Consider the following 23,783-nt stretch of genomic DNA (forward strand, 5'->3'; position numbering starts at 1 on the left):
CGGTTGCGGCGGGGTGGTCCTCTGTGGTTGGTTGGTTCGTTGGCCGCGTGGCTCACTTGCCGAGGAAGGCCAAGGTTCGCGGGGTGAGCGACTGTCGGCTGGGGGAACTGGCCAGAGAATTCCGTTCCGCAGGCGACGGAAACGCCGGCCGGGGGCCGCCTCCGCGGTCCCCGGCCGATGAGCGCCCCTCACGCCGTCCATTGGGGATCGCGGCCCAAGTAGCGCAGCAGCTGCGCAGCCGCGTCGTCGCTCGGGGACTCCTCCAACGCCGGTGCGTAGGCGAATCCTCGCAGCGGCTCGGCCAGCTCCTTTGCCACCGGCAGCAGCGACTCCGCCAGGAACTGCGTCAGCGGGGACTCCTGGCCCGTCGCCACCGCGATGTCCCATGCGTGGACCGCCGCGTCCAGTGCTGCCGCCCCCACCGCCACCCGGGCCGGGAGCGCGCCCTGGGGCAACGGCGTCGGGACCTCCGTTGCCGTGCGGGAAACCGTGGCGAACGCCGCCGCCGAGGCGGACAGCGTCGGCTCCAGGAAGGCCGGTACGTCCTCGAGCTCGCCCGACGGGGCGAACGGGTTGAAGTCCGGGCCCGGCTCGCCCGTGATGAACGCCGCGTAGCCCTGCTGGTCGCCCGCCGCGTGGTGGGCCACCTGTGCCACGTTCCACTCCGCGCACGGGGTCGGGAGCTTCCACTCCGTCACCCCCGCCACCGCCGCGCGCAGGGCGTTGTGCGCCGCCGTCAGCACCGGCCAGCGGTCCAGGCTCGCGAAGAACCCGCGGATGTCCGCGACCAGGACCTCCGGGGCCTCGTGCGCCGCGTAGTGGCCGGCCGCGTCGCGGGGGCCGCCGCTTCCCGACCGGGCGTCGTACGCGTTCCAGCTGACGATGTTCGCGTGGTCTCTCTCGGCGAAGCGGCGGATCGACTGGAAGTCGCCCGCGAACATCGCCAGGCCTGTCGGGACCGTCGTCGGGCCCTCCGGGTGGGCCGTCGTGTGCGCGTCCTCGAAGTAGAAGCGGATCGACGAGCCGCCCGTGCCGGTCAGCCAGTACAGCGCCACGTTCGCGATCACGAAGTCCGCGTCGAGGTGCTCACCGAACAGCTGCGCGTTCCACGCCAGCAGCCCCAGCGGGGAGTCGGCCAGCGCGAACGCGAGCGTGTGCGGCTGCTGGCTGTGCAGCGTGTTGAAGGAGAACATGTTCTCGTAGAACCACTGCAGGTGCGCCAGCGCCGCCTGGTCGGCCTCGCTCAGGTCCGCCATCTCCGCCGGGTCGCCCGACGGGAACGAGAACAGCTGCGTGACGTGCACACCGACCACCTTCTCCGGCGCGAGCCTGCCGATCTCCGGCGAAATCATCGAACCCGCGTCGTTGCCCGCCGCGCCGTACGACTCGTAGCCCAGGCGGCTCATCAGCTCCGCCCACGCGGCCGCCGTGCGGTGCGTTCCCCAGCCCGCCGCCTTGGTCGGGCCCGAAAACCCGAAGCCCGGCAAGGACGGGATCACCAGGTGGAACGCCGGCTCGTCGGCCGACTCCGGCTCGGTCAGCGGGCCGATCACGTCGAGGTACTCGACGATCGAGCCCGGCCAGCCGTGCGTCAGCACCAGCGGCGTCGCGTCCGCCCGCGACGAGCGGACGTGCAGGAAGTGGATCGTCTCGCCGTCGATCTCCGTCACGAACTGCGGGTACGCGTTGAGCTTCTCCTCGAACGCCCGCCAGTCGAACTTCTCCAGCCAGTGCTCGGCCAGCGCGCGAACCCGCTCGTTCGTGACGCCGTACTCGGCGGGCAGGTCGTCCGGCCACAGCGCCCGCTGGAGACGGCCCCGCAGGTCGTCCAGGGCGGACTGGGGGATCTCGGCGCGGAACGGGCGAACGGTCATGACTGGCTCCTCGGGTCGGCGCTGTGGAACGATTTGCTGGAACGGAATGCTTCGTTCCGAACTTTAGCAGACCGGAACGATCCGTTCCAGTGCTAATCTGCAGGGCATGCCCGAGACAGCCCTGCCCGGCCGCCGCGGCCAGGCCGCCCGCAACAACGTCGTCATCCTCGACGCCGCCCGCCACGTCTTCCTCGCGGACCCGAAGGCGCCGATCTCGCAGGTCGCCGAGCGCGCCGGCGTCGGGATCAGCGCCCTCTACCGGCGGTACCCGAGCAAGGAGCTCCTGCTCTGCCGCCTCTGCCACGACGGCCTCCGCAGGTACATCGCCGAGGCCGAGGCCGCCGACGAAGAGCCGGACGCCTGGACGGCGCTCACGGGCTTCCTTGAACGGGTCGTCGAAGCCGACGTCCACTCGCTGACCGTCCACCTCGCCGGCACGTTCACCCCGACCGAGGAAATGGGGGCCGACGCGCGGCGCGCCAACGAGCTGTCAGCGGCCCTCTTCGCGCGGGCGCGGGGAACCGGGCGGCTGCGCGAAGACGCCGTCACCGAAGACATCGGCATGATCCTGGAGTGCTGCGCGGCGATCCGCGTCGACGACCCGGAGCGCACCACCCAGCTGCGCCGCCGGTACCTGGCGATGCTCGTCGAGGGGCTGGAAGCGGGAAAAGACCGCGTGCTGCCCGGTCCGCCGCCGCGCCCGGGTGAGATGAACGGCCGCTGGCGTCCGTCCTGACGGCCGCTGCGCGACGCGTCCGGATGGCGGTAACGAATGCCCGTTTCGCGACGACTGATCAGCGTCGGATGTCCACGAATACCACGCAGCATCAGTCAGAGCGGCATTCCCCGGACGGAACAGCGAGACCACGACTATGCACAGACCCTGGCGACGGACCACGATCCTGGCCTCGGTGGCCGCACTGGCCACGGCGTTCCTCGCGCTGGCGCCCGCCGCGCAGGCGGAAACGCCCACGAGTGCCGTCGACGTCAGCACCACCACCGTGGTGCCGGGACAGACATTCACCGTCACGCAAACCATTCACAACGACCGCGATTTCACGGTGACTTTCGCGAAGGGCGCCATTTACGGCAACCCGACCGCGATCACCGACGTCGTCGACGTCGTCTCCTGCACCAACACGACCGCGGTCGGCTGCTTCCAGGCCGGCAGCAGCTACCGCGCCGCGTTCGGCGACCTCGAGGCGGGCGGCACGAAGACCACCGTGTGGACGCTGCGGGTCAAGGACACCGCGCCGCTCGGGCAGTTCACGCTGCAGCACCAGTTCGTCGGCGACAACTACGCCTTCGACATCCTCGACGGCCCGGTCATCACCGTCGCGAGCCCCGCGACGCAGGCCGACGTCAAGGTCGGCCTCGCCGCGACAGGCCACGGCGGACTCAACGCGCGCATCGACTACACGGTCACCGTGACGAACAACGGCCCGGCCGCCGCGTCGGGGATCCGTGTGGTGGCAACGTATGCGTCCGGCCTGACGTACGCGAGCGGCACCGGCTGCGCCCGCGTCGGCACCACCCGGAACGTGAACTGCGACTTCGCGTCGCTGGCGCCCGGCGCCTCGGCGACGGCGAAGTTCTCGGTCAACGGCGGCCTGCTGGCGCTCGGCTCGTACACCACGACGGCGATCCGCACCGCCAGCTCGCCGCAGGATCCCAACAGTGCCAACGACAGCGCGTCGAAGACGTGCTCGGCGCTCACCGGGCTCATCGTGACCTGCTGAGGGTTCGCGAGAGGGGAACCGGGCTCGCGTCCTCCGCCAGGGACGCGGGCCCGGTTCGCGTTTTCAGCCGGCCACCGAGGCGTACAGCTTCGCGATGTCGTCGTCGAAGTACGGGCTGTAGGAGACGTCCGGGGTGTCACCGCCGAGCTGGTAGCCGCCGATGACCCCGATGACCGCGCCGCCGGTGACCCACGGCCCGCCGCTGGTGCCGTCCGGGAAGCCGGGGCAAGCGACGCGCAGCTGGTAGGTGTCGGACCGTGTCGTGGTGCCGGTGCACACCACGGGGGAATCGGTCGTATCGGGGTAACCCGTCAGGGTGATCGTGTGGTCGAATCCGCGATCGGTGCCGAGGACTTCGGCGCCGGTGAGGCTTTCCAGCGACGCCGGATTTCCGGCCTGCCGAACGGTCAGGAACGCGAAATCCAGATCCGGATCGGCCGAGTCCGTCCAGCCGTCCGCGACGGCGACACCCGTGACCGTCCACATTCCCAGCGGCGCGACACCGTCGTGGTAGGCCGGGGCGAACGCCATTCCGTCTTTGACGCAGTGCGCGGCCGTCAGCACCAGGTCGCCGGCACCGGAATGCACGACGCTCGCCGTGCAGAAATGGCTCCCGTTCGCGAACAACGCGCCGACCGGGGAGACGGTTTTCGCCGGTGCGGAAGTGGTGGTGACGGGGGCCGGGACGGCGCCCGCGGCGTAGGCGTCGTCTGCGGTCGTGCCCGTGCCGGCGACGAGGCCGGCGCCGAGGAGCAGCACCGCCGCCGCGCCCGCGACCACGGGCCTCAGGAACTTGATCGCCACGGTTCCAGATCACCACACCGGCGCCGGCTCGGCAGTGCGACGAGGGCGATGCACAGCGACTTCACAGCGGCCGCGACGCCGTTAGCCTCGGGAGCATGTCGAGTTCGGTCAGGTCGCCCGACGGCACGGTCATCGGGTTCGAAACCGTGGGCGCCGGCCCACCGATGGTCCTCGTGCACGGCACCGGCGCGGACCACACGCGCTGGACGGCGGTGCGCGAGCGGCTCGCCGCGCGCTACCGCCTCCACCTCGTCGACCGCCGCGGGCGCGGGCTGAGCCGGGACGAAGCGCCCGGGTACGCCATCGAGCGCGAAGGCGAGGACATCGCCGCGGTGGCCGAGGTCGCCGGGGGTGGCGTCTACCTCCTGGCGCACTCCTACGGCGCCCTGTGCGCGCTGGAAGCCGTCCGGAAGACCGACGCCGTGGCGCGGCTCGTGGCCTACGAGCCGCCCCGGCCGAAGCCGGGCGAGCACGTCGTCGGGGCGGCCGCGCGCGACCGCATGCGGGCGGCCGAAGACCCCGAAGAGATCCTGCGGATCTTCCTGCGGGAGGCGCTGCGGCTCGGCGAGGCCGACGTCGAGGCGATGCGCGACACGCCGGTCTGGCGGTCTCGGGTCGCGGCCGCGCACACGATCCCGCGGGAGCTGGACGTCGTCGAGGCGATGGAGTTCGGCGCGGGCCTCGGCGAGATCGCGATCCCGGTCAGGCTGTTCGCCGGCACCGAGAGCCCCGAGTACCTGCGGCTGGCCGCCGACGCGGTGGCCGCGCGCGTCCCCGGCGCCGACGTCGTGCCGCTGCACGGCCAGGCGCACCAGGCGATGGACTTCGACCCGGACCGGTTCGCCGCGGCGGTGTTCGCCTTCGGGGGCTAAGCGGGTGCGATGGCGCTGCGCACGCACTCCCGCAGCAGCTGCCGTCGCCGGTCGTGGACCTCGGCGGCCTCCGCTTCCGTGGCGGCGTAGACGTTGCTGACCGGCGACCACGCCATCGACATCGCGATCACCAGCGCCATCAGGTCGAACGGGTCGCCCGGCCGGACCAGCCCGGCGGCCTGCGCGTCGGCGATCGCGCGCAGCTTGGCGTCGTCCAGCCGGTCGGCGTCGGCCACGAGGTGGCCGGCCGGCCGCCGTTCGAGGCGGGTCCAGGTGGCGAGGCGGATGAGGTCCGGGCGGCGCAGGTACTCGTCGTAGAGGCGGACCGCCCAGCCGGCGAGGTCGGCGCCGTCGATCGGCACCACGTTCACGATCCGCTCCAGCGAGGCGAAGAAGATCGCGTCGAACAGCCCGTCCTTGCTGCCGAAGTAGGCGTACATCTGGGCCCGGTTGGTCCGGGCCGCCTCGACGATGCGCTCGACGCGGGCCCCGGCGATGCCGTACCGGGCGAACTCCTCGGTCGCCGCGTCGATGATGCGCTGCTTCGTGGCGGCTCCGCGGGCGGTCAGCAGCTTGTCGGCCATGCGACGCACCACGACCGGCTGGCTGGCCGGCGCGACCGAACCGGCCCTCCGGCGCGCCACCCTCCGGCGGCGCGACCTGCGCGACGACGACATCGCGATCCGCGTGGACCACTGCGGGGTCTGCCACACGGACCTGCACGCGGTCCGCGGCCGCCGCGACACGGCGCTGGTGCCGGGCCACGAGTTCACCGGCGTCGTGACCGCCGCCGGGCCCGCGGTGACACGGTTCGCGCCCGGCGATCCGGTGGCGGTCGGCAACATCGTCGACTCCTGCGGGACGTGCGCGATGTGCCGCCGCGGCCAGGAGAACTTCTGCGCGGAATTCCCGACGCTCACCTACGGGGGAACCGACCGCCACGACGGCTCCCCGACGCTCGGCGCGTTCTCCCGCGAGTACGTCGTGCGGGAGGACTTCGCCTACCGGCTCCCCGCGGGCCTCGACCCGGCGTCCGCCGCGCCGTTGCTGTGCGCGGGCATCACGGTCTGGGAGCCGCTGCGCGCGCTCGGTGCCGGGCCCGGGACCCGGGTCGCGGTGGCCGGGCTCGGCGGGCTCGGTCACCTGGCCGTCAAGCTGGCGGTCGCCCTGGGCGCCGAGACGACGGTCATCAGCCGCTCCGCCGGCAAGGCCGCCGACGCGAGCCGCCTCGGGGCGCGTGAGCTGGTGGTGTCGGCCGATCCCGCGCAGCTCGCGGCGGCCGGGGACCGGTTCGACGTCGTCATCGACACCATCGCGGTGCCCCACGACCTCGGCCCGTACCTGCGCCTGGTCGCCCTGGACGGCACCCTCAGCCAGGTCGGGCACCTCGGCACGCTCACGGTCGAGGCGATGGACCTGCTGGTGGGTCGCAAGAAGCTGACGTCGGCGGGCAGCGGCGGCCGTCCCGGGACCGCGGCGATGCTCGACTTCTGCGCGCGCCACGGCGTCGCCGCGGACGTCGAAGTGGTCCCGTCGGCCCGGGTGAACGAGGTCCTGGATCGCCTGTCCCGCAACGACGTCCGCTACCGCTTCGTCCTGGACCTCGCGGACCTGGACTAGCCGGAGTTCTTGGGCAGCAGGGTGGTCGCCGGGTCGGGGGCGGTGTCCGCCTTGGGGCGCTTGTCGCGGAACAGCCAGCCGCCGATGATGCCGCCGGCGAAGCCGAACAGGTGGCCCTGCCAGCTGACCCCCTCTTCGCTCGGCAGCAGCGACGCGAACTGGTAGGCGAAGCACAACGCCATCACCAGCCCGATCACGATGTCGATCGGGTGCCGGTCGAACAGGCCGCGCACGATGATGTAGCCGAAGTAGCCGAACACCAGGCCGCTGGCGCCGACCGTGACCGAGTTCGACGGCGAGATGAACCAGACGCCGAGCCCGCTGGCGACGATGATCAGCACGCTCACCCCGAGCCACTTCTTCACGCCGCGGTAGGCGGCGAGGAAGCCGAACACGAACAGCGGCCCCGAGTTGCCCTCGATGTGGCCCCAGCTGCCGTGCAGGAAGGGGGCGGTGAAGATTTCCGGCAGCGACGCCGGGTTCCGCGCCTCGATGCCGAACTCGTTGCTCAGGTCGTAGCCGGTGGGCGCGTTGACCAGCTGGATGACCCACACCACGGCCAGCAGGCCGACCATCACCCACAAGGCCTTCTTGGCCTCGGCGATCATCATCTCGGCTTCGCTGCGGGCCGGGCCCTCGGCGCTCGTCATGTCGTTCCCCCTGCTCGGTGTGCGCCCGAGGATAACCGGGCGGCGGCCCCGGACGCGGCGTTCCGGACCGAGCCGTGACCTGGCAGGGTTGGGGACATGACGCCACCCCGGCCGGAGACGGTCTTCCGCGGCCGCCGCATGCCCGGCGACCGCGCGCTGGTCATGGCCATCGTCAACCGCACGCCCGACTCCTTCTACGACAAGGGTGCGACGTTCGCGCGCAACGCCGCGCTCGAGGCCGTCGACCGCGCGGTCGAGGCGGGCGCCGACATCGTCGACATCGGCGGGGTCAAGGCGGGCGAGGGGCCCGAGGTCGGCGTCGACGAGGAGAGCGACCGGGTCGTGCCGTTCGTCGCCGAGGTCCGGGAACGCCACCCGGACCTGGTCATCAGCGTCGACACCTGGCGCCACGAGGTCGGCCGCCGGGTCTGCGAAGCCGGCGCCGACCTGCTCAACGACACCTGGGCCGGCGCCGACCCGAAGCTGGTCGAGGTGGCCGCCGAGTTCGGCACCGGCTACGTCTGCTCCCACGTCGGGGGCATGCCGGTGCGCACCGACCCGTACCCCGAGCCGACCGCGGAGCGCCCGTTCTGGCCGCGCTACGACGACGTCGTCGCGGACGTGGTCGCCGAGCTGACCGCGGCGGCCGAGCGGACCGTCGCGGCGGGCGTCCCGCGCGGCGGCGTGCTAGTCGACCCGACGTTCGACTTCGGCAAGAGCACCCGCCACGGCCTCGAGCTGCTGCGCCACTTCGACCGGCTGGTGGCGACCGGCTGGCCGGTGCTCGTGGCGCTGTCGAATAAGGACCTGATCGGCGAGACCCTCGACGTCGAGGCCCACGACCGCCTGGCGGGCACCCTCGCGGCCACGGCGATCGCGGCGCACGCGGGTGCGGCGGTCTTTCGCGCCCACAACGTCCGGGAGACGCGGGAAGCCGTCGAGGCGGTCGCGGGCCTGGGTGTCCTTTAAGGACTGAGGTGCCGGAGGTCCGTGACTTCGGCCGCGCGTGCCCAGCCGAGTAGTCCGCGTTGCGTCCGGCATGGCGTACAAAGGACGAAGAGGTGATGCCGGATGACGCCCTCGGTGGTGCGGCACGCGAAGCGGCGCCGGTGGGCGGTCGTCGCCGCCGTGGCCGCGGTGCTCGTGTCCGTGCCGTCGGTGCTCGCCGCGCTCGCCCCGGCCGGCGCGAGCGTCGATCCCGCCCGGCTGCGCGACCTCGTGCTGGGCTCCGCCGGAAAGCCGTACCAGGGCTACGCCGAAAGCGCCGGTTCGCTCGCCCTGCCGGAACTGCCGAACCTCGCTCCCGTCACGGCGCTGTTCTCCATGCGGACGCCGATGCGCGCCTGGTACGCAGGGCCCGACCGCTACCGCGTCGACATCCTCGGCACCGCCGGCGAACACGACGTCTACCGGCTGCCCGACGGCGAATACACCTGGGACTACGGCGACAACACGCTGACCGAGCTGATCGGGGAACCGGCCGTGCGGCTGCCGCGGGCCGGTGACCTGCTGCCGCCCGAGCTCGCGCGGCGGATCCTGAAGGCGGCGAAGGGCGACCCGGTGAGCGCGCTGCCGGGCCGCAACGTCGCCGGGGTCGCCGCGTCCGGGCTGCGGCTCGTGCCCGCCGACCCGGCCACGACGATCGGGCGGGTCGACGTCTGGGCGGACCCGGCGACCGGCCTGGCCGTGCGCGTCGAGGTCACCGCCCGGGGCCAGCAGGCGCCCATCCTGGTCACCGAGTTCCGGCAGCTCGACCAGACGACGCCGGTCGTCGAGGCGCCGCGGCCGGTGCTCGGCTCGGGGTTCACCGTCGCCAGCGCCCCGGACGTCTCGAACGCGCTCGGCGCGCTGGGCCAGGTTCCGCTGCCCGCGACGCTCGCCGGGCGCCCGGTGGTGTCGTCGAACTTCGGCGGCGTCGAAGGCGCCGCGCTCTACGGCACCGGGCTCGCGGCCTTCGCGGTCATCGCCGTGCCGCGCGCCGTCGGGAACGCGGCGGCCGATGCCGCCGGGAAGGCCGGCGCGGTGCAGGTCAAGCTGGCCGCCGGGACCGTGGTGCAGCTGTCGATCACGCCGTTGTCGCTGGCCATCGTCCGGTCCTCGGTGTTCCGCCGCTCGTACCTGCTGGCCGGGACGGTGACGCCCGACGTGCTGCGGACCGTCGCCGACGAGCTGTCCCGGCTGCGCCGGAGCGGCCGATGATCGTCACGCGCGCGCTGACCAAGCGGTACGGGACCACCCTCGCGGTCGACGCCGTCGACCTGGCCGTCCGGGAAGGCGACCGGTACGGCTTCCTCGGCCCGAACGGCTCGGGCAAGACCACGCTCGTCCGGATGCTGCTCGGCCTCGTGTACGCGACCGGCGGCGAGATCGAGGTGCTCGGGAAGCCCGTCCCGAAGCGGGTCGCGGAGGTGCTGCCGGAGGTCGGCGCGCTGGTCGAAGGCCCGGCCGCGTACCCGCACCTGTCCGGACGGCGGAACCTCGCGCTGCTCGACGCCGCCGGGCGTGGCGGCGGGCGGCGCACCCGGCGCCGCCGGATCGACGAGGCCCTCGAACAGGTCGGCCTCGGCGGGGTGGACCAGCGGCCGGTGAAGGCGTACTCGCTCGGCATGCGGCAGCGCCTCGGCCTCGCCGGCGCGCTGCTGCGCAAGCCCCGGCTGCTGATCCTCGACGAGCCGACCAACGGCCTCGACCCGCAGGGCATCAAGGAGATCCGCGAACTGCTCGTCGCGCTGAACGCGGCCGGCACCACGGTGTTCCTGTCGAGCCACCTGCTGGCCGAAGTCGAACAGCTCTGCACGCGCGTCGGCGTCGTCGACCGCGGCCGGCTCGTGCTGGAAGAAGACCTGGCGACGCTGCGGGCCGCGACCGGCCGCGTGCTGGTCGGCACGCCGGACGCCGCCGCGGCGGCCGCGGTCCTCGACGGCCAGCTCGAGGCCCGCGACGGTGACCGCCTGGTCATCCGGCACGGCGACCCGGCCGCGCTGAACGCGCTGCTGGTCGAAGCGGGGGTGCGCGTGACGTCGATCCACGCCGAGCGGCGGACGCTCGAAGAGGTCGTCCTCGACGTGACGGGTCCGGGCTCGGACCGGTTCGGAGCCGCCGGGTGATCGCCGTCGAACTGCGCAAGCTCGCGCTGCGGCCGCGGGTCTGGGTCAGCGTGCTGCTGCTCTGCCTGCTGCCGGCGATCGTCGGTGTCTTCCTGGCGACGGCCGACTTCGCGCCACCACCCGGGCAGGGCGGGGCGTTCCTCTCGGCGGTGGTCAACGACGGCGCGCTGTTCCCGGCGGCCGCGCTCGCGCTCGTCCTGCCGCTGTTCCTGCCGATCGCCGTCGCGGTCGTCGCCGGCGACTCGATCGCGGGGGAGGCGTCGAGCGGCACCCTGCGGTACCTGCTGGTCCGGCCGGTCGGCCGGACGCGGCTGCTCGGCGCGAAGATGGTCGCGCTGGCCGTGTACGTGACCGCGGCGATCGTGATCGTCGTGCTGACTTCGCTGGTGCTCGGCGTGATCCTGTTCGGCACCGGCGGGACGCCGGGTGTCGCCGGGCCGGGTGGGCAGCCGACCGGCGTGACGTCGTTGTCGGGGCAGTCGCTCAGCTCGTCCGGGCTCGGCCTGCGGTTGCTCGGCGCGGTGTCCTACATCGTCACGTCGATGCTGGGGTTCGCCGCGATCACGGTGTTCCTCTCGACGTTGAGCGACTCGGCGCTGGGGGCCGCGCTCGGCGGGCTGGCGGTGCTGATCACCAGTTCGGTGCTGGAGACGCTGGACGCGGCCGCGTCGGTGAAGCCGTACCTGCCGACGCACTACTGGCTGTCCTGGATCGACTTCTTCCGCGATCCCGTGCTATGGCGCAACATCGACCACGGGCTGCTGCTGCAGGCGGGCTACGTCGTGGTGTTCTTCGGCGCCGCGTGGGCGAACTTCGCGACCAAGGACGTCACGAGCTGAGGCACTCGGCGGGCGCTTCGAGCGGGCCGGTGCCGAGGGCCTGCAGGACCAGCTCGGTGACGGCGGGGTCGGTGGGGAGGTCGCCGTGGCCGGCCTGGTTGCCGGGGCAGACCTGCTGGATGGCGACGTTGACGGCGCCGTCGAGCCGGGCGGAGTCGGGCGGTGTGACGGTCTCGTCCCGCTCGGTCCACACCGAAAGCCACGGCAGCGTCGCCGGGACGGGTTCCTTCGCCAGCTCCTGCATGAGCGTGCTGCCCGGGGCCAGCTGGACGCACGCGGCCGGGCAGGCGCCGGGGACGAGCGCGCCACCGGCCGCCGCGAGGCCCGTGCCGTGCATCGGCGCGCCGAGCGTGATGACGCGGCGGGCCTGGTGGTCGCCGCCGTCGCGGCTGACCCACAGCCGGGCCACGACCCCGCCGGCCGAGTAGCCGATGACGTCGACCGAGGGCGCTCCGCGGGCGTAGGCGTTCTCGACGGCTTCGGCCAGGACGCCGGCCTGTTCGACCAGGTCACCGGTGCCGTCGCCGGCCAGGGTGAGGACCTCGGTGGCGCGCCCGGTGGTCTGCCGGATGCGGGCGGCGAGCTCGTTCAGCGCGCCCTGGCCGCCGCCGTAACCGGGGACGAGCAGCACGGGCCCGGGTCTGGCCTGGTCGGGAACGCCGGACTGCGGCGCGGCGCTGGTGCCGGTGGCGGCGACGACGGACGCGACGAGCACGCCCGCCACCGCGACGACGAGGCCGCCCATGAGCAGCCGCCGCCGCGGGCTGATGCCGCGCCACCAGGCCGTGATCCGCACGGTTCCATGATGCCCCGGCCGGCGCCGGTCAGAGACTGGTCCAGCCGGTCGTGACCGTGGTGCCGTCCGCCGCCGTCACCCGCACCCGCGTCGCTCCGCGGGGCAGGCCCGTCGCGGTGAACCAGCCGTCCGCGGCGATCGGCCGGACGTGGCGCTCGCCCGCCGCCTCGATCACCGCGTCGCCGGCCGCGCCCGTCACCAGGCCGCGCAGCGTGACGCGGTCGTCCTCGTACTCGGCCTGCAGCTCCACCGACACCCGGGCCGACTCGAACGACAGCAGGCGGACGTCGCCGCCGCGGACCGCGCCCGCCGCCGCGAGGTCGGAGTCGAAGCCGAGCTCGGCCAGCTCGGTGTCGAGGTCGCGGGTGGCCAGCGCCGCGCGGGCCTGGCGCAGCACGAGGTCCGGTACCGGGTCCGCCCGCGCGGCGGCCGCGCGCAGCTCGTCCAGGAGTTCGTCGTCGGTCACGTCCGGTCCTCCGTCCCGAGCCCGGCGGCACCCGCCCGCTCGCGCAGCCGGGCCAGGCAGCGCTGCCGGGTCGGGCCGATGCTGCCGACCGGCATGCCGAGCGCGGCCGCCACGTCCGCGTACGACGGCGGCGGAGTCGCCATCAGCACCCGCAGCAGCTGCCGGCACTGCTCCGACAGCGTGGCCAGCGCGCGCCAGAGCGTGGCGTTGCGCTCGTCGAGCAGCAGGGCCGCGTCGACACCCGCGTGGCCGGCGGGTTCTTCGGGCCAGTCGCGCTCGTCGGACGGCCGTTCGCGACCGGCCCGGCGGAGCTGGCGGAGGCACTCGTGCCGCGCGGTCGTCGCGAGCCAGCCGGGCAGGCGGTCCGGGTCCTTGATCCGGCCGAGGTTCTCGACGAGCTTCAGCCAGGTCGTCTGGACGACGTCGGCCGCGTCGGCGTCGGAAAGCCGGTGGCCGCGCGCGATCGCCCAGAGCAGGCTCGCGTACCGGTCCACCAGGGTGTCCCAGGCCGCCTGGTCGCCGCGCGCGGCCGTTTCGAGCAGGGTCGTGGTGTCCACCGCACCTCCGATCGGCTCGCCCAGCTAACCACCCGGATCCGCGGGCCGGCGCGGAAATACACCCGTTCGCACTGAACCGCGCCGCCGTGAAGGCCGTGTGCCGGGTGGGAGTGTGGAGACAAAACCGGGGTGAGCTGATATGCGGATCCGGAAAGTACTGCTCGTCATACCGTTGCTGGTGCTGGACCTCGCCGCCTGCGGACGGCCGGTGGCCGGCGTGAAAGTGGGCCGGGCGCTGCCGGTGCCGTCGAGCACTGGCGTACCCGCCTGCACGGTGCTCGGCGACACGCCGGTGGCGCCGGAAGTGGTGCGCCTCTAGGAGATGCGGCGGACGGGCTCCCCGCCGAGCACGCAGTCCAGGTCGATCCGGCCGCCCGCCGCGGCGAGGACCGCGTCCACCGCCAGGTCCACGTCGAGCTTGCGGCCGTGCTGGTCGGCGTACGCGCGCATCAGGTTGCCGATGTGCCGCTCGGGGTTGCGCCAGTGCGGCCAGCGCAGCGAGGCCTGGTTAGCCAGCCGCGTGAAGTCGCTCTGGCGCTCGGTCACCTCGAGCAGCCACTCGAGGTAGACGCGCATCGCGTGCAGCGCGGTGTGCCCCGGGGTCGCCACCGGGCCGTGGCCGGGCACGAGCGTCCGCGGGCGGAACGTGTCCTGCAGCCAGTCGAGCGCGCTGAGCCAGCCCGGAACCGAGCCGTGCACCGCCACCGGCGTGTCGCCGATGGAGACGAGGTCGCCGGTGAAGAGCGTGCCCGAGCGCGGCTCGTGCACCACGAGGTCGCCCGCGGTGTGCGCGACACCCGGCACCGCGACGACGTCGGCGACCGCGTCGCCGAGGTCGAGCCGCTGCCAGCCGGGCACCGGCTTGACCGCGGCCGGCTCCGGCGGCTCGAGCACGCCCCACTGGGTGTAGGTGAAGACGTTGCCGTAGGTCTGCGGGCCGGCCTTGACCTCCTCGACGCTGCCGGGGGCGGCCAACGCCGTGCCGCCCTCGCGCAGCGCGACCCCGACGCCGTTGTGGTGCTCACCGTGCGCGTGCGTGACGACCACGGTGAGTTCCTGCTCGCCCGCGTACTTGCGGACGTCGCGCACCAGCTCCAGCGTCGCCTGCTCGGTGCCGCAGGTGTCGACCAGCACGACCCCCTCGCTGCCCTGGATCCAGCCGCTGTTGGAGACGAACCATTCGGCCGGGCTCTTCACGTACGCGACCACTCCCGGGCGCGCGTGCCGGAGCGGGACGATGTTCGAAGTGACGGCCGGCATGGTTCCTCCCCTGGACTGACGAAGCGGATAACGACGGGGGCGCGAGCAGGTTGCGGGGTTTTACCCGGAGATGACCCAGCGCCGGGATCTCGCGGTCATGGGGGAGTTCCGCCTTTCCCGGTACGGCCGGGGACGAGAAGTGCGGTCTAGACCACCGAGGATGATAGGCAGGGGGTGAGGGGGCTGTCACTGACAAGAACGGACAGCTTGAGGTGAATCGCTCACGGGACCGGCGGCACGCTCAGTTCTTGCCCGGACGGCATTTCGGCCGAACGATTGAAAAGGATCTTCGCGCCGATCATCGGCGCAGGTCTTGACAGTCGATCTCGTACGCCCATACTGGTATATACCTTTATGGGAGGGTCCGGGTGAATCCGAGGGGGCTTCGCGCTCGCGGGCCGACGGAAGGTCTGAGGGGTCCTTCCGTCGGCCGCGCGAAGCCGTCGTTCGACACTGCCGGTCACGGACAGCGTTGACACAACTACTGGTACGAACCAGTATGGACGCTGCCGGCCGGGAGGAGACGCATGGCGGGGGTACACGTCCGGATCGACAACCGGCTGATCCACGGGCAGGTCACCGTGGCGTGGACGCGGCGGCTCGGCGTGCGCCGGCTGGTCGTCTGCAACGACGACGTCGCCGCCGACGACCTGCAGCGGATGCTGCTCCCGCAGGCCGCCCGCGGGCTGCCCACCGACGTCCTCACCGTCGCCGAGACGCTCGAGGCAACGCTCGAGACGGACGTCATGATCCTCGCGAAGGACCCCGAAGACGCCTTTCGCCTGGTGGAAAGCGGCCTCCGGCCGGAAACCGTCAACGTCGGCAATGTCGCACCACGCCCCGGCACCGCCTACACCATGGTCACGCGCTCGATCGCGGTCACCGCGGACGAGGCCGACGCCTACCGCAAGCTGGCCGCGTCCGGCGTCCCGCTGGTCACCCAGCTGATGCCGCAGGACAAGCCCGCCGAATTCGTCCCGTTGCTCGACCGGAAAGGGCTTTAGCCCCGCATGCTCGTCGCGCTGGCCCTGACCCTCTGGGCGATCTACTGCACCTACGACGGGCTCGGCCCGTTCCTCATCTACGCCCAGCGCCCGCTCATCGCCGGCTCGGTCGCCGGGCTGATCGTCGGGCACCCGCTGCTCGGCCTGCTGATCGGCGCCACGCTGGAGCTGGCCGCGCTCGGCGTCTACACCTACGGCGGCGCGACCATCCCGGACTACCAGACCGGCGCGATCGTCGGCACCGCGCTGGCCGCGGGCGCCGCCGGGGACACCTCGGCCCAGGTCGCCATCGGGCTCGGCGTCGGGCTGCCCGCCGCGATCCTGCTGTCGGCGCTCGACCCGGTCGGCAAGATCATCACCACCGCGCTGGTCCACCGGGCCGACGGCTACGCCGCCGACGGCAACGCCCGCGGTCTCGCGGTGATCCACTGGGTCAGCCTGGTGCCGTGGGTGGCGGTGCGCGCGATCCCGACGTTCCTCGCCGCGCTCGCCGCGTCCGGCGGCCTGGTCAAGGACATCACCGCGAGCATCCCCGCCGGGTTCGTCCAGGGCATGACGCTCGCCGGGTCGCTGCTGCCCGCCGTCGGGTTCGCGCTGCTGCTCGGCATGATGGAGCTCTCGCGGTACTGGTACCTGCTGCTGATCGGGTTCGTCGCGTTCGCCTACCTGCACGTGCCGCTGTTGGGCATCGGGCTGATCGGCGTCGCGGTCGCGATGCTGTTCGTGACGCTCAAGCGCGACGAACCGGCGATCGCGGTCCCCGGAGAAGGCGCCGAAGAGTCCACTGTGGACGTACGGTTGAGCAAGCAGGACCTGCGCCGGGTCTTCCGCCGGTACTTCTGGTCGAGCCAGATCTCCTGGAACTACGAGCGGATGCAGGCGCTCGGCTTCGCGTACTCGATGGAGCCGGTGCTACGCCGGCTCTACCCGGAGAAGGCCGACTACGTCGCCGGGCTGCAGCGGCACCTCCAGTTCTTCAACACCTCCGTGCTCGTCGGCGGCCCGCTGATCCTCGGCTCGAGCGTCGCCCTCGAAGAAGCGGGCACGCCGAAGTCGGCCGCGAGCACCAAGGTCGCGCTGATGGGCCCGATGGCGGGCATCGGCGACACCGTCGTCTTCGCGCTGTACAACAGCATCGTCTTCACCATGGGCGCGTCCTGGGCGCTGCAGGGCAGCTGGCTCGGCCCCGCCTTCGCCGCGGTGATGGTGCTCGTGCCCTACGCGCTGATCCGGCGCTGGCAGTTCGGGTTCGCCTACCGGGAAGGGAAACGGCTGGCCGGTCACCTCGCCGCCGGCGCGCTCGCGCGTGTGGCGCAGGGGGCGACCGTGCTCGGGTTCGTCGTGCTCGGCGGCTTCATCCCGTCGATCGTCAAGGTCGTCACCACGCTGACCTACCGCCAGACCACGACGGTCCAGGGGCAGCCGGTCACGCAGGCCGTGGCGATCCAGGACCGGCTCGACGAGCTCGTCCCGTTCCTGCTGCCGGTGCTCGTCACCGCCGGGGTGTACCTGCTCACGGCCAAGGCCCGGCTGCGGCCCGTCTGGATCATCGCCATCGTCGTCGTCGCCGGGGTCCTCCTGGGGTGGCTCGGCTGGTTCGCGCCGTCGGCCCCGGCGAAGAGTTAGGAGACACCGCCATGTCCGTCCCGATCGTCCTCGCCGGGCACGGGCGGCTGCCCTCCGGCGTGGGGGAAGCCGCCGAAATGATCCTGGGGCCGCAGTCGCGGCTCAAGGTGTGCGAGCTGAGCCCGCACGACAGCCCGGAGGAGTTCGGCGTCCGGCTGCTCGCGCTGCTCGGCGGGGCGGGCGAGGCGCTCGTGCTCGCCGACCTGCACGGCGGCTCGCCGTTCAACGCCGTCCGCGCGCTCGCCGCCGTGCACCCGCGCATCCAGCTGGTGTCCGGGCTCAACCTGCCGATGCTGCTGGAAGTCCTGCTGCACACGACCGGCGACGTCACCGAGCTGGCCGGGGTGGCCCGCGCCGCCGGCCGCGACGGCGTCGTCGACGTCCTGGAATCGACCTGGTGACCGCCGCGCTCCTGCTCGCCGCGCAAGACGTCCGGATCACGCCGGAGCCCGGGCACCCGCTCGGCGGCTACCTGGCCCGGCACGGCGTCGCCACCGGCACGCACGACGACCTCGAGGCGTCGCTGATCTGGCTGTCCACCGAGGACGACCCGGGCGTGCTGTGGGTGGCGCTCGACGCGCTCGCGGTCGACGCCGGCCTCACCCGCACCCTGGCCGACGCCGTCGCCGCGGCGGTCGGCATCGACCCCGAGCGGGTCGTCCTCTGCGCGTCCCACACGCATTCCGGGCCCGAGGGCTGGACCGGTCCGCTGCACCCGGGGCTGCCGGGGCGGCGCGACGCCGGGCTCGTCGGCCGCATGGCGGAGACGGTCACCGGCGCGGCGCTGCGGCTGCGCGCGTGCCGCGGCCGCGTCCGGGCCCGCTGGCACGCGGGGTCGACCGAAGCCGTCGGCAGCAACCGCTACCGGCGGGACGGGCCGCACGACACGTCGTTCGGCGTGCTCGAGCTGCGCCGCGACGACGGTTCCCCGGCCGCGCTGCTGTTCGACTACGCGAGCCACCCGACCGTGCTCGGGCCGGACAACCTCCACTGGTCGGCGGACTGGCCGGGCGCGACGCGGCGCGAGCTGGCGGCGCTGATCGGGCAGCCGGTCGCGGCGTTCCTCCAGGGCGCGGCGGGGGACGCCAGCTCCCGGTTCGTCCGCCGCGGCCGCGACCACGACGAAGTCCGCACGCTCGGCGGCCACCTGGCGACGTCGATCGCCCGCACGCTCGCGGCGGCGTCTTCCGGCGCCGAGACCGGCCCGGTTCGCATGACGCGCTCGGCGTTGCACCTGCCGTACCGCGAGGTGCCGACGCTGGAACACAGTCTGGAGCTGCGGGAGTCGGCCGAACGGGAGTGGCAGCGCGAGCTGGCGCACCACGGCGAGGACCACCCGGCCGTCCGGATCGCGCAGACGCGCTACGAGGGCTGCGCGATGCTGGCCGCGATGGCGGCCACCGACCGGCCGACGGGCTGCGCGGAGGTCCCGGTCAGCGTCGTGTCGCTGGGGGAGATCGCCTGGCTGCACACGCCGTTCGAGCTGTTCGCGTCGCTGGGGCTGCGGATCCGGCGGGGCAGCCCGTTCCGCCACACGCGGGTGATCGGCTATTCCGACGGCTACCTGGGATACCTGCCGGACGCGGACGGCCACCGCAACGGCGTGTACGAGTCGTACGTGACGCTGTTCGAGCCCGACGCGGGGGACGTCCTGGTGGAGCACTGCGTCAAACTGCTGCGGGCTCATCAGGCGGACCCCACCTAGGCCACTCGAGGGGGAACCCGAAGCCGAGCACGGTGACGCCGAGGATCCCGGCGCCCGCCAGCACGAACACCGTGCCGAGCGAAGGGTTCACCTCGTCGGGCAGCTCCGGGCGGACGAACCCGCCGCGGTCGTACACCACGGTGAACCGTTCGCCCACGACGGTTTCGGCGGTGCTGCGCAGGTCACCGCGCAGTGGCGTCGAGCCGCCCGGCAGGACGAGCGGGACGAAGTGGCGGCCCTGCGCCGGTGCCACTTCGATCAGGACGGGCGTGCCGCGGTGGGTCAGGACCAGGTCGGTGACCAAGCCGGGGCCGGAGAGCGCCAGGACGGCCAAGCCGAGCATGGTGAACGTCAGCTGGCCGTAGTCCGCGTCCCACATCCAGGCTCCGCGCCACCAGGCGACCGCCCACAGGACCGCGCCGAGCCCGCCGAAGCCGGCGATGCAGACGACCGCCTCCCCGCCCCGGGTTTCCTGGTGCGCGGCCCAGACCGAGATCGCCGCCGAAGCCGCGAGGACGCCGGCGAACACCAGCCGGCGGTAGACCTTCTCCAGTCGCCACCCCGGGTCGTCGTCCGGCACCGGCCGGGGTTTCGGCCGGCGTTCCGGCTTCGGCTTCGGCGGGGGCTTCGGGGTCGTGCGGGGCCGGCGGGCCGACCACGCCGCGAGCGCGGCCGTCGACCCGAGGAGGGCGGCGGCGAGCGCGAAGAGCTTGGTTCGGCGTGCCATGCCGCTAGCACGCGGGCGGGACGCCGGGGGTTGCCCGGTCAGGCCGGGCTGCGCCGCGCCTGCGTGAAGACGGTGTAGCGGTCCGCGCGGTAGAGCGACCGGCCCGCCTCGATGACGCCGCCGCTCTGGTCGTGCAGGGTGCCTTCGATGATCAGGCACGGCTGGCTCGGCTCGATGCCGAGGAGGGCGGCGTCGCCGGCGTCCGGGAGGACCGCCGAGATCGCCGTGTCGTTCCACTCCGCCTGAACGCCCCAGCGCTCCTCGATCGTGCGGTGCAGGGACTGGGTCTCCCAGTCGAACAGCTCGATGCCCGGGAACCGGTCGACCGAGAGGTTGGTGCGCTCGACGGCGAACGGCTCGTCGTCGACGTACCGCAGGCGCTCCAGGTGGAACACTCGCGCGCCGGGCGGGACGTTGAGCCGGCCGGCGAGGCGCGGGAGCGCGGACTCGACCTCGGCGTGCAGCACCTTCGTCTTCGGCACGACGCCCCGGGCCTTCATGTCCTCGGTGAACGAGGTGAGCATGTCGATGTGCGCGGCCTGGCGCTCGGCGGTGAAGGTGGCGGTGCCGTGCTGGCGGTAGAGGACGCCGTCGGAGACCAGCCGGTTGATCTCCTGCCGCACGGTGCCGCGCGCGACGCCGAAGTGCTCGGCGAGGAACCGTTCGGACGGCATCAGGCGCCCGGGCCCGGCTTCGGTCGCGACGCTCTCCAGGATTTCGCGCAGCTGGTCGCCCTTGGGCCGCCCCGGCTGCAGCGCGTCCGGGAGGCGGAGATCGCTCGCGGGGACGTGTTTGGGACGGGGCATGGGTTCAGTATGTCGCGCCGCCGGTCCGGGGGTAACACCGCTCATCCGGTGGCGCGGCGGCCAGGACGTGGTGGTGACGACGTTCGGGCGCAGGCACGGCCTGCCGTCGGGGCCAGCGGCGGCGCGCGATCAGCTCAGCCCGTTGCGCGGCGGGCGAGGTCGGTCAAGAAGCGTTCGGCCAGCGCTTCCCCCGTCACGTGCCCGACCGCCCGGTACAGCCCCCTGGCTTCGCGGGCCGTCCCGGCGGCCAGCATCGGCCGGCCGGCCGCGCCCTCGACCGCAGCCAGCCCGAGCAACGCCTGGGCCTCCAGCAGCCGGTAGCCGCCCGCGCGGGCCGCGTCCAGCGCCGTCCGCGCGTGCTCGCCCGCCTCCGGAACCCGGCCGGCCGCCGCCAGCACCCCCGCCAGCGTCGCCGACGCCTCCGCCAGCTGGCCCCGCAGCCCCGACTCCACCGCCAGCTCACGGGCTTCCGAAAGCACCCGCTCCGCCAGCGCCAGGTCGCCGGCGGCTTCCGAAGCGCGGCCGAGTGCGATCAGCGCCGCCGCCTCCACCTGGCGGTCGCCGTCGCGGCGGACGCGGTCCAGTGCCTCCTCCGCCGTCCGGGCCGCCGCCGCGTGGTCTCCGCGAGCGCCCCGCAATGCGCTCAACGCGGTGAGCGCCGTCGCTTCGCCGAAGCTCGAACCCAGCTCGCGGAACGCCGCCAGGGACTGCTCGCCCGCCTCGCCCGCCTCGTCGAACCGGCCCGTTTCCAGCCGCACCCACGCGAGGTCGGCGAGGTTCGCCGCTTCCCAGAACCGCAGGTCTTCCCGGCGGCACAGCGCGACCGCCTCGCACAGGCAGTCTTCCGCCTGCTCCAGCCGGCCCAGCTGGCGGTAGTGGCAGCTCAGCGAGTTCAACGCGAGCGCTTCGCCCGAGGAGTTGGCCAGCTCGCGGAACAGCTGGATCGCGCGCCGGCTGTGTTCGACGGCTTCCGACAGCCGGCCCGTCCACTCCAGCATCGAGCCCAGGTTCGCGACCGCCGTCGCCTCGCACTCGCGCCAGCCGCACGCCCGGCTGGCCAGCACCGCCTTCTCCGAATGCCGGATACCCGCCTCGTGCTGGCCTTCGCGGAAGTACGCGCCGCCGACCGACAGGTGCACCAGCGCTTCGGCCGGCTGGGCGCCGTGGTCGCGCGCCGCGCGCAGCACGATCGGCGCCAGCTCCAGCCACTCGGCGCGGCGGCCGTGGTCGTGGAAGAAGCGCCGCAGCGCGTCGGCGAGGTACCACGCCGCCGGGTACGGCCCGCGCGTCGCCGCCAGCCGCAGCGCCGCCGCCAGGTTCGTCGCCTCGACGTCCAGCCAGGCCACGGCGGCCGCGGCGTCGGCGAACGCGATCGGGCTCGGCGCCGCCGGGGCGTCTTCACGCGGCAGCGTCACGATCCGCGCGCCCAGCAGCGCGACGGCGGCGTCGGCGGCCGCGCAGTAGCCGGTGAACAGCCGCTCCCACGCCTTTTCGCGGGCGATCTCGTCTTCGTCGGCGACGACGCACCGCTCGGCGTAGCGCCGGGCCAGGTCGTGGAACCGGTAGCGGCGGGGAGCGTGCGCCTCCAGGAGGTTCGCCGCGGTCAGCCCGCGCAGCCGCCGCGCCGCCTCCTCGGCCGGGACGTCCAGCAGGGCGGCCGCGTCGATCGCGGTGAAGTCGGCCCCCGGCACCAGCGCCAGCAGGCGGAACGCGTGCCGCAGCCCGGGCGGCAACGCCTGGTAGGACACCGAGAACGCTTTCGCGACGGCGCTTTCTTCGTCGCCGTCGAAGCCGAGCTGGGCCAGCGGGTCGCCGCGCAGTTCGTCGACGAGCTCGCCGAGGCTCGCGACCCCGGTGTTCGCTGCCGCGATCCGCAGCGCCAGCGGGTGGTGCCCGCAGAGCCGGGCCAACTCGCCCGCCGCGTCCGGTTCGGCGGTGGCCCGCTCGCCGAGCAACGCGGTCAGCAACGCGCGCGAGTCGTCTTCGGGCAGCTGCGCCAGGCCCAGCGCCCGGGCGCCGGTGCGCGCGACGAACTCGTCGAGCCGGTGGCGGCTGGTGACCAGCACCCGGCCCGACGACGGCAGCAGCGGCAGCACCTGGGCGGCGTCGCGGGCGTTGTCCAGCACGACGAGCGCCTGCCGGTCGGCCAGCAGCGAGCGGTAGAGCTTGCTCTGGTCGTCGACGCCGGGCGGCACGTCCCGCAGGTCGACGCCGAGGGTGCGCAGCAGCTGGGCGAGCGCGGCGGCGGGGGTGAGCGGCTCGTCGTCGGCGTCGAAGCCGCGCAGGTTGACGTACAGCTGGCCGTCGGGGAAGCGGGCCCGCGCGGTGTGGGCCCAGTGCACGGCCAGCGCGGTCTTGCCGACCCCGGCCGTCCCGGTGATCACCCAGACGTCACCCGGCTCGTCGAGCGCGGCCAGCTCCGGGGCTCGGCCGGTGAACCCGCGGACGTCCAGTGGCAGCTCGGCGGGCCGCGGCACGACCGGGGCCGCGGCCGGCGCCGGTTCCCCCTCACCGCGCAGGATGCGCAGCCGCAGGTCCTGCAGGGCCTGGCCGGGTTCGATGCCGAGCTCGTCGACGAGCAGTTCGTGCGCCCGCGCGTAGGTGTCGAGCGCTTCCGGGGTGCGGCCGCAGCGGTGCAGCGCGAGCATCAGCGCGGCCCGCAGCCGTTCGCGGAACGGGTGCTCGTCGACGATCCGGCGCAGCTCCCCGACCACTTCGCCGTGGCGTCCGGACGCCAGCTCCTGCTCGTACAGCTCCTCCAGCACGACGAGCCGGCGTTCGGCCAGCGCCGGGCCTTCGTGCGCGGCCAGCGCTTCGCTCACCCCGCCGAGCGGGGTGCCGTCCCACAGCGCGAGCGCGGCCCGCAGGTGCGCGACGGCGGCCGGCCCGGTCGTCGCCCTGGCCAGGGCGACCTCGTCGTCGAACACATCGAGGTCGCGGTCGCCGGGTGCGACTTCCAGGACGTAACCGGGCGCGCGGCGGACGATCGCGTCGCGGCCGAGGAGCTTCCGCAGTTCCGAGATGTGCACCTGCAGCCGCCCGCGGACGCTCGGCGGCGCGTTCTCGCCCCAGGTCAGGTCGATGAGCCGGTCTTCGCTGACCACGCGGTTCGGGTTCAGCAGGAGGGCGGCCAGCACCGACGTCTGCTTCTGGCCACCGGGCCGGACGGCGCCCGCGTCGCCGAGGACCGTGACCGGTCCGAGCAGGCGGTAGCGCACGAGTAGCCCCCAGAAGGCCGACCGAAGCGGAACGGAAGTGCCGTGCCCGACCCTACTGTGTGCCTCGTCGCCGATCCGACCGCAGCCACGGCCATAGCTCCACAGCAACGGTC

General features: G+C 73.4%; 24 protein-coding genes. 13 read left to right on the forward strand and 11 right to left on the reverse strand.

Annotation, left to right across the window (positions count from 1 at the left end; all coding sequences use genetic code 11):
* Positions 1-188: 188 nt before the first annotated feature.
* Positions 189-1,874, reverse strand: a complete 1,686-nt coding sequence (locus ACWEVP_RS39865) for a TIGR03086 family metal-binding protein (protein ID WP_452067754.1) — start codon at positions 1,872-1,874, stop codon at positions 189-191.
* A 106-nt stretch (positions 1,875-1,980) separates the two neighbouring features.
* Between ACWEVP_RS39865 and ACWEVP_RS39870 the strand changes: the two genes are divergently transcribed.
* Positions 1,981-2,610: a TetR/AcrR family transcriptional regulator gene (locus tag ACWEVP_RS39870; protein WP_452067755.1), complete on the forward strand. Its 630-nt coding sequence runs from the start codon at positions 1,981-1,983 to the stop codon at positions 2,608-2,610.
* Positions 2,611-2,785: 175 nt separating this feature from the next.
* Entirely contained in the window at positions 2,786-3,613 is an 828-nt protein-coding gene (locus ACWEVP_RS39875; protein ID WP_452067756.1) for a DUF11 domain-containing protein, read from the forward strand.
* 63 nt (positions 3,614-3,676) lie between these two features.
* On the opposite strand, the gene ACWEVP_RS39880 is transcribed toward ACWEVP_RS39875, so the two are convergent.
* Positions 3,677-4,417: a trypsin-like serine peptidase gene (locus tag ACWEVP_RS39880; RefSeq protein WP_452067757.1), complete on the reverse strand. Its 741-nt coding sequence runs from the start codon at positions 4,415-4,417 to the stop codon at positions 3,677-3,679.
* A gap of 95 nt (positions 4,418-4,512) precedes the next feature.
* On the opposite strand from ACWEVP_RS39880, the gene ACWEVP_RS39885 reads away from it, so the two are divergent.
* Positions 4,513-5,289, forward strand: coding sequence for an alpha/beta fold hydrolase (locus tag ACWEVP_RS39885; protein WP_452067758.1), 777 nt, complete (start codon positions 4,513-4,515; stop codon positions 5,287-5,289).
* Here the strand turns inward: ACWEVP_RS39885 and ACWEVP_RS39890 are convergent.
* Positions 5,286-5,873, reverse strand: coding sequence for a TetR family transcriptional regulator (locus ACWEVP_RS39890; RefSeq protein ID WP_452067759.1), 588 nt, complete (start codon positions 5,871-5,873; stop codon positions 5,286-5,288). The two genes, ACWEVP_RS39885 and ACWEVP_RS39890, sit on opposite strands and share 4 nt — an antisense overlap.
* On the opposite strand from ACWEVP_RS39890, the gene ACWEVP_RS39895 reads away from it, so the two are divergent.
* Positions 5,872-6,909: an NAD(P)-dependent alcohol dehydrogenase gene (locus ACWEVP_RS39895; RefSeq protein ID WP_452067760.1), complete on the forward strand. Its 1,038-nt coding sequence runs from the start codon at positions 5,872-5,874 to the stop codon at positions 6,907-6,909. The genes ACWEVP_RS39890 and ACWEVP_RS39895 overlap by 2 nt on opposite strands.
* Here ACWEVP_RS39895 and ACWEVP_RS39900 read toward each other — a convergent pair.
* Positions 6,906-7,559: a rhomboid family intramembrane serine protease gene (locus ACWEVP_RS39900; protein ID WP_452067761.1), complete on the reverse strand. Its 654-nt coding sequence runs from the start codon at positions 7,557-7,559 to the stop codon at positions 6,906-6,908. The two genes, ACWEVP_RS39895 and ACWEVP_RS39900, sit on opposite strands and share 4 nt — an antisense overlap.
* A 96-nt stretch (positions 7,560-7,655) precedes the next feature.
* Between ACWEVP_RS39900 and folP the strand changes: the two genes are divergently transcribed.
* From folP to ACWEVP_RS39920, 4 genes are all read left to right on the forward strand, one after another.
* Positions 7,656-8,528 carry a dihydropteroate synthase gene (gene folP, locus ACWEVP_RS39905; protein WP_452067762.1) on the forward strand — a complete coding sequence of 291 codons (873 nt, stop codon included), beginning with the start codon at positions 7,656-7,658 and terminating at the stop codon, positions 8,526-8,528.
* 102 nt (positions 8,529-8,630) lie between these two features.
* Positions 8,631-9,758: a hypothetical protein gene (locus tag ACWEVP_RS39910; RefSeq protein WP_452067763.1), complete on the forward strand. Its 1,128-nt coding sequence runs from the start codon at positions 8,631-8,633 to the stop codon at positions 9,756-9,758.
* On the forward strand, positions 9,755-10,666 hold the full coding sequence (locus ACWEVP_RS39915) for an ABC transporter ATP-binding protein (protein WP_452067764.1): 912 nt from the start codon (positions 9,755-9,757) through the stop codon (positions 10,664-10,666). The genes ACWEVP_RS39910 and ACWEVP_RS39915 overlap by 4 nt, the downstream gene beginning before the upstream one ends.
* Positions 10,663-11,505, forward strand: coding sequence for an ABC transporter permease (locus tag ACWEVP_RS39920; RefSeq protein ID WP_452067765.1), 843 nt, complete (start codon positions 10,663-10,665; stop codon positions 11,503-11,505). Before ACWEVP_RS39915 ends, ACWEVP_RS39920 begins: the two co-directional genes overlap by 4 nt.
* Here the strand turns inward: ACWEVP_RS39920 and ACWEVP_RS39925 are convergent.
* Genes ACWEVP_RS39925 through ACWEVP_RS39935 form a run of 3 tightly spaced genes read right to left on the reverse strand, consistent with a single transcriptional unit; the run spans position 11,495 to position 13,324 of the window.
* A complete protein-coding gene (locus tag ACWEVP_RS39925; RefSeq protein ID WP_452067766.1) occupies positions 11,495-12,301 on the reverse strand; it encodes an esterase/lipase family protein in 807 nt (268 codons plus the stop codon). The genes ACWEVP_RS39920 and ACWEVP_RS39925 overlap by 11 nt on opposite strands.
* Before the next feature lie 28 nt (positions 12,302-12,329).
* Entirely contained in the window at positions 12,330-12,767 is a 438-nt protein-coding gene (locus ACWEVP_RS39930) for a hypothetical protein (RefSeq protein WP_452067767.1), read from the reverse strand.
* Positions 12,764-13,324 carry an RNA polymerase sigma factor gene (locus tag ACWEVP_RS39935; RefSeq protein WP_452067768.1) on the reverse strand — a complete coding sequence of 187 codons (561 nt, stop codon included), beginning with the start codon at positions 13,322-13,324 and terminating at the stop codon, positions 12,764-12,766. The genes ACWEVP_RS39930 and ACWEVP_RS39935 overlap by 4 nt, the downstream gene beginning before the upstream one ends.
* A 139-nt stretch (positions 13,325-13,463) precedes the next feature.
* Here ACWEVP_RS39935 and ACWEVP_RS39940 point away from each other — a divergent pair, with 139 nt between their 5' ends.
* The gene (locus tag ACWEVP_RS39940; protein ID WP_452067769.1) at positions 13,464-13,643 is read left to right on the forward strand and encodes a hypothetical protein; all 180 of its coding nucleotides are present in this window, start codon (positions 13,464-13,466) and stop codon (positions 13,641-13,643) included.
* Here ACWEVP_RS39940 and ACWEVP_RS39945 read toward each other — a convergent pair.
* Entirely contained in the window at positions 13,640-14,584 is a 945-nt protein-coding gene (locus tag ACWEVP_RS39945; protein ID WP_452067770.1) for an MBL fold metallo-hydrolase, read from the reverse strand. The genes ACWEVP_RS39940 and ACWEVP_RS39945 overlap by 4 nt on opposite strands.
* 527 nt (positions 14,585-15,111) lie before the next feature.
* On the opposite strand from ACWEVP_RS39945, the gene ACWEVP_RS39950 reads away from it, so the two are divergent.
* The 4 genes from ACWEVP_RS39950 to ACWEVP_RS39965 are packed head-to-tail and all read left to right on the forward strand — an operon-like array spanning position 15,112 to position 18,919.
* Positions 15,112-15,588, forward strand: a complete 477-nt coding sequence (locus ACWEVP_RS39950; protein WP_452067771.1) for a PTS sugar transporter subunit IIB — start codon at positions 15,112-15,114, stop codon at positions 15,586-15,588.
* 6 nt (positions 15,589-15,594) lie between these two features.
* The gene (locus tag ACWEVP_RS39955; protein ID WP_452067772.1) at positions 15,595-17,214 is read left to right on the forward strand and encodes a PTS system mannose/fructose/sorbose family transporter subunit IID; all 1,620 of its coding nucleotides are present in this window, start codon (positions 15,595-15,597) and stop codon (positions 17,212-17,214) included.
* Positions 17,215-17,225: 11 nt separating this feature from the next.
* Positions 17,226-17,615: a PTS sugar transporter subunit IIA gene (locus ACWEVP_RS39960; RefSeq protein WP_452067773.1), complete on the forward strand. Its 390-nt coding sequence runs from the start codon at positions 17,226-17,228 to the stop codon at positions 17,613-17,615.
* Positions 17,612-18,919 carry a hypothetical protein gene (locus ACWEVP_RS39965; protein WP_452067774.1) on the forward strand — a complete coding sequence of 436 codons (1,308 nt, stop codon included), beginning with the start codon at positions 17,612-17,614 and terminating at the stop codon, positions 18,917-18,919. The genes ACWEVP_RS39960 and ACWEVP_RS39965 overlap by 4 nt, the downstream gene beginning before the upstream one ends.
* Here ACWEVP_RS39965 and ACWEVP_RS39970 read toward each other — a convergent pair.
* From ACWEVP_RS39970 to ACWEVP_RS39980, 3 genes are all read right to left on the reverse strand, one after another.
* Positions 18,882-19,646: a hypothetical protein gene (locus tag ACWEVP_RS39970; RefSeq protein WP_452067775.1), complete on the reverse strand. Its 765-nt coding sequence runs from the start codon at positions 19,644-19,646 to the stop codon at positions 18,882-18,884. The genes ACWEVP_RS39965 and ACWEVP_RS39970 overlap by 38 nt on opposite strands.
* A gap of 38 nt (positions 19,647-19,684) precedes the next feature.
* Positions 19,685-20,452 carry a GntR family transcriptional regulator gene (locus ACWEVP_RS39975; RefSeq protein ID WP_452067776.1) on the reverse strand — a complete coding sequence of 256 codons (768 nt, stop codon included), beginning with the start codon at positions 20,450-20,452 and terminating at the stop codon, positions 19,685-19,687.
* Positions 20,453-20,586: 134 nt separating this feature from the next.
* On the reverse strand, positions 20,587-23,670 hold the full coding sequence (locus ACWEVP_RS39980; RefSeq protein WP_452067777.1) for a BTAD domain-containing putative transcriptional regulator: 3,084 nt from the start codon (positions 23,668-23,670) through the stop codon (positions 20,587-20,589).
* Positions 23,671-23,783 lie beyond the last annotated feature (113 nt).

This window comes from Amycolatopsis sp. NPDC003865, from assembly GCF_053605345.1.

Excerpts from the sequence above, each read along its gene's own strand:
- ACWEVP_RS39865 (WP_452067754.1), bottom strand. The coding sequence starts at position 1,874 with ATGACCGTTCGCCCGTTCCGCGCCGAGATCCCCCAGTCCGCCCTGGAC.
- ACWEVP_RS39870 (WP_452067755.1), top strand. The coding sequence starts at position 1,981 with ATGCCCGAGACAGCCCTGCCCGGCCGCCGCGGCCAGGCCGCCCGCAAC.
- ACWEVP_RS39885 (WP_452067758.1), top strand. The coding sequence starts at position 4,513 with ATGTCGAGTTCGGTCAGGTCGCCCGACGGCACGGTCATCGGGTTCGAA.
- ACWEVP_RS39895 (WP_452067760.1), top strand. The coding sequence starts at position 5,872 with ATGCGACGCACCACGACCGGCTGGCTGGCCGGCGCGACCGAACCGGCC.
- ACWEVP_RS39890 (WP_452067759.1), bottom strand. The coding sequence starts at position 5,873 with ATGGCCGACAAGCTGCTGACCGCCCGCGGAGCCGCCACGAAGCAGCGC.
- ACWEVP_RS39900 (WP_452067761.1), bottom strand. The coding sequence starts at position 7,559 with ATGACGAGCGCCGAGGGCCCGGCCCGCAGCGAAGCCGAGATGATGATC.
- folP (WP_452067762.1), top strand. The coding sequence starts at position 7,656 with ATGACGCCACCCCGGCCGGAGACGGTCTTCCGCGGCCGCCGCATGCCC.
- ACWEVP_RS39910 (WP_452067763.1), top strand. The coding sequence starts at position 8,631 with ATGACGCCCTCGGTGGTGCGGCACGCGAAGCGGCGCCGGTGGGCGGTC.
- ACWEVP_RS39915 (WP_452067764.1), top strand. The coding sequence starts at position 9,755 with ATGATCGTCACGCGCGCGCTGACCAAGCGGTACGGGACCACCCTCGCG.
- ACWEVP_RS39940 (WP_452067769.1), top strand. The coding sequence starts at position 13,464 with ATGCGGATCCGGAAAGTACTGCTCGTCATACCGTTGCTGGTGCTGGAC.
- ACWEVP_RS39945 (WP_452067770.1), bottom strand. The coding sequence starts at position 14,584 with ATGCCGGCCGTCACTTCGAACATCGTCCCGCTCCGGCACGCGCGCCCG.
- ACWEVP_RS39950 (WP_452067771.1), top strand. The coding sequence starts at position 15,112 with ATGGCGGGGGTACACGTCCGGATCGACAACCGGCTGATCCACGGGCAG.
- ACWEVP_RS39955 (WP_452067772.1), top strand. The coding sequence starts at position 15,595 with ATGCTCGTCGCGCTGGCCCTGACCCTCTGGGCGATCTACTGCACCTAC.
- ACWEVP_RS39960 (WP_452067773.1), top strand. The coding sequence starts at position 17,226 with ATGTCCGTCCCGATCGTCCTCGCCGGGCACGGGCGGCTGCCCTCCGGC.
- ACWEVP_RS39970 (WP_452067775.1), bottom strand. The coding sequence starts at position 19,646 with ATGGCACGCCGAACCAAGCTCTTCGCGCTCGCCGCCGCCCTCCTCGGG.
- ACWEVP_RS39975 (WP_452067776.1), bottom strand. The coding sequence starts at position 20,452 with ATGCCCCGTCCCAAACACGTCCCCGCGAGCGATCTCCGCCTCCCGGAC.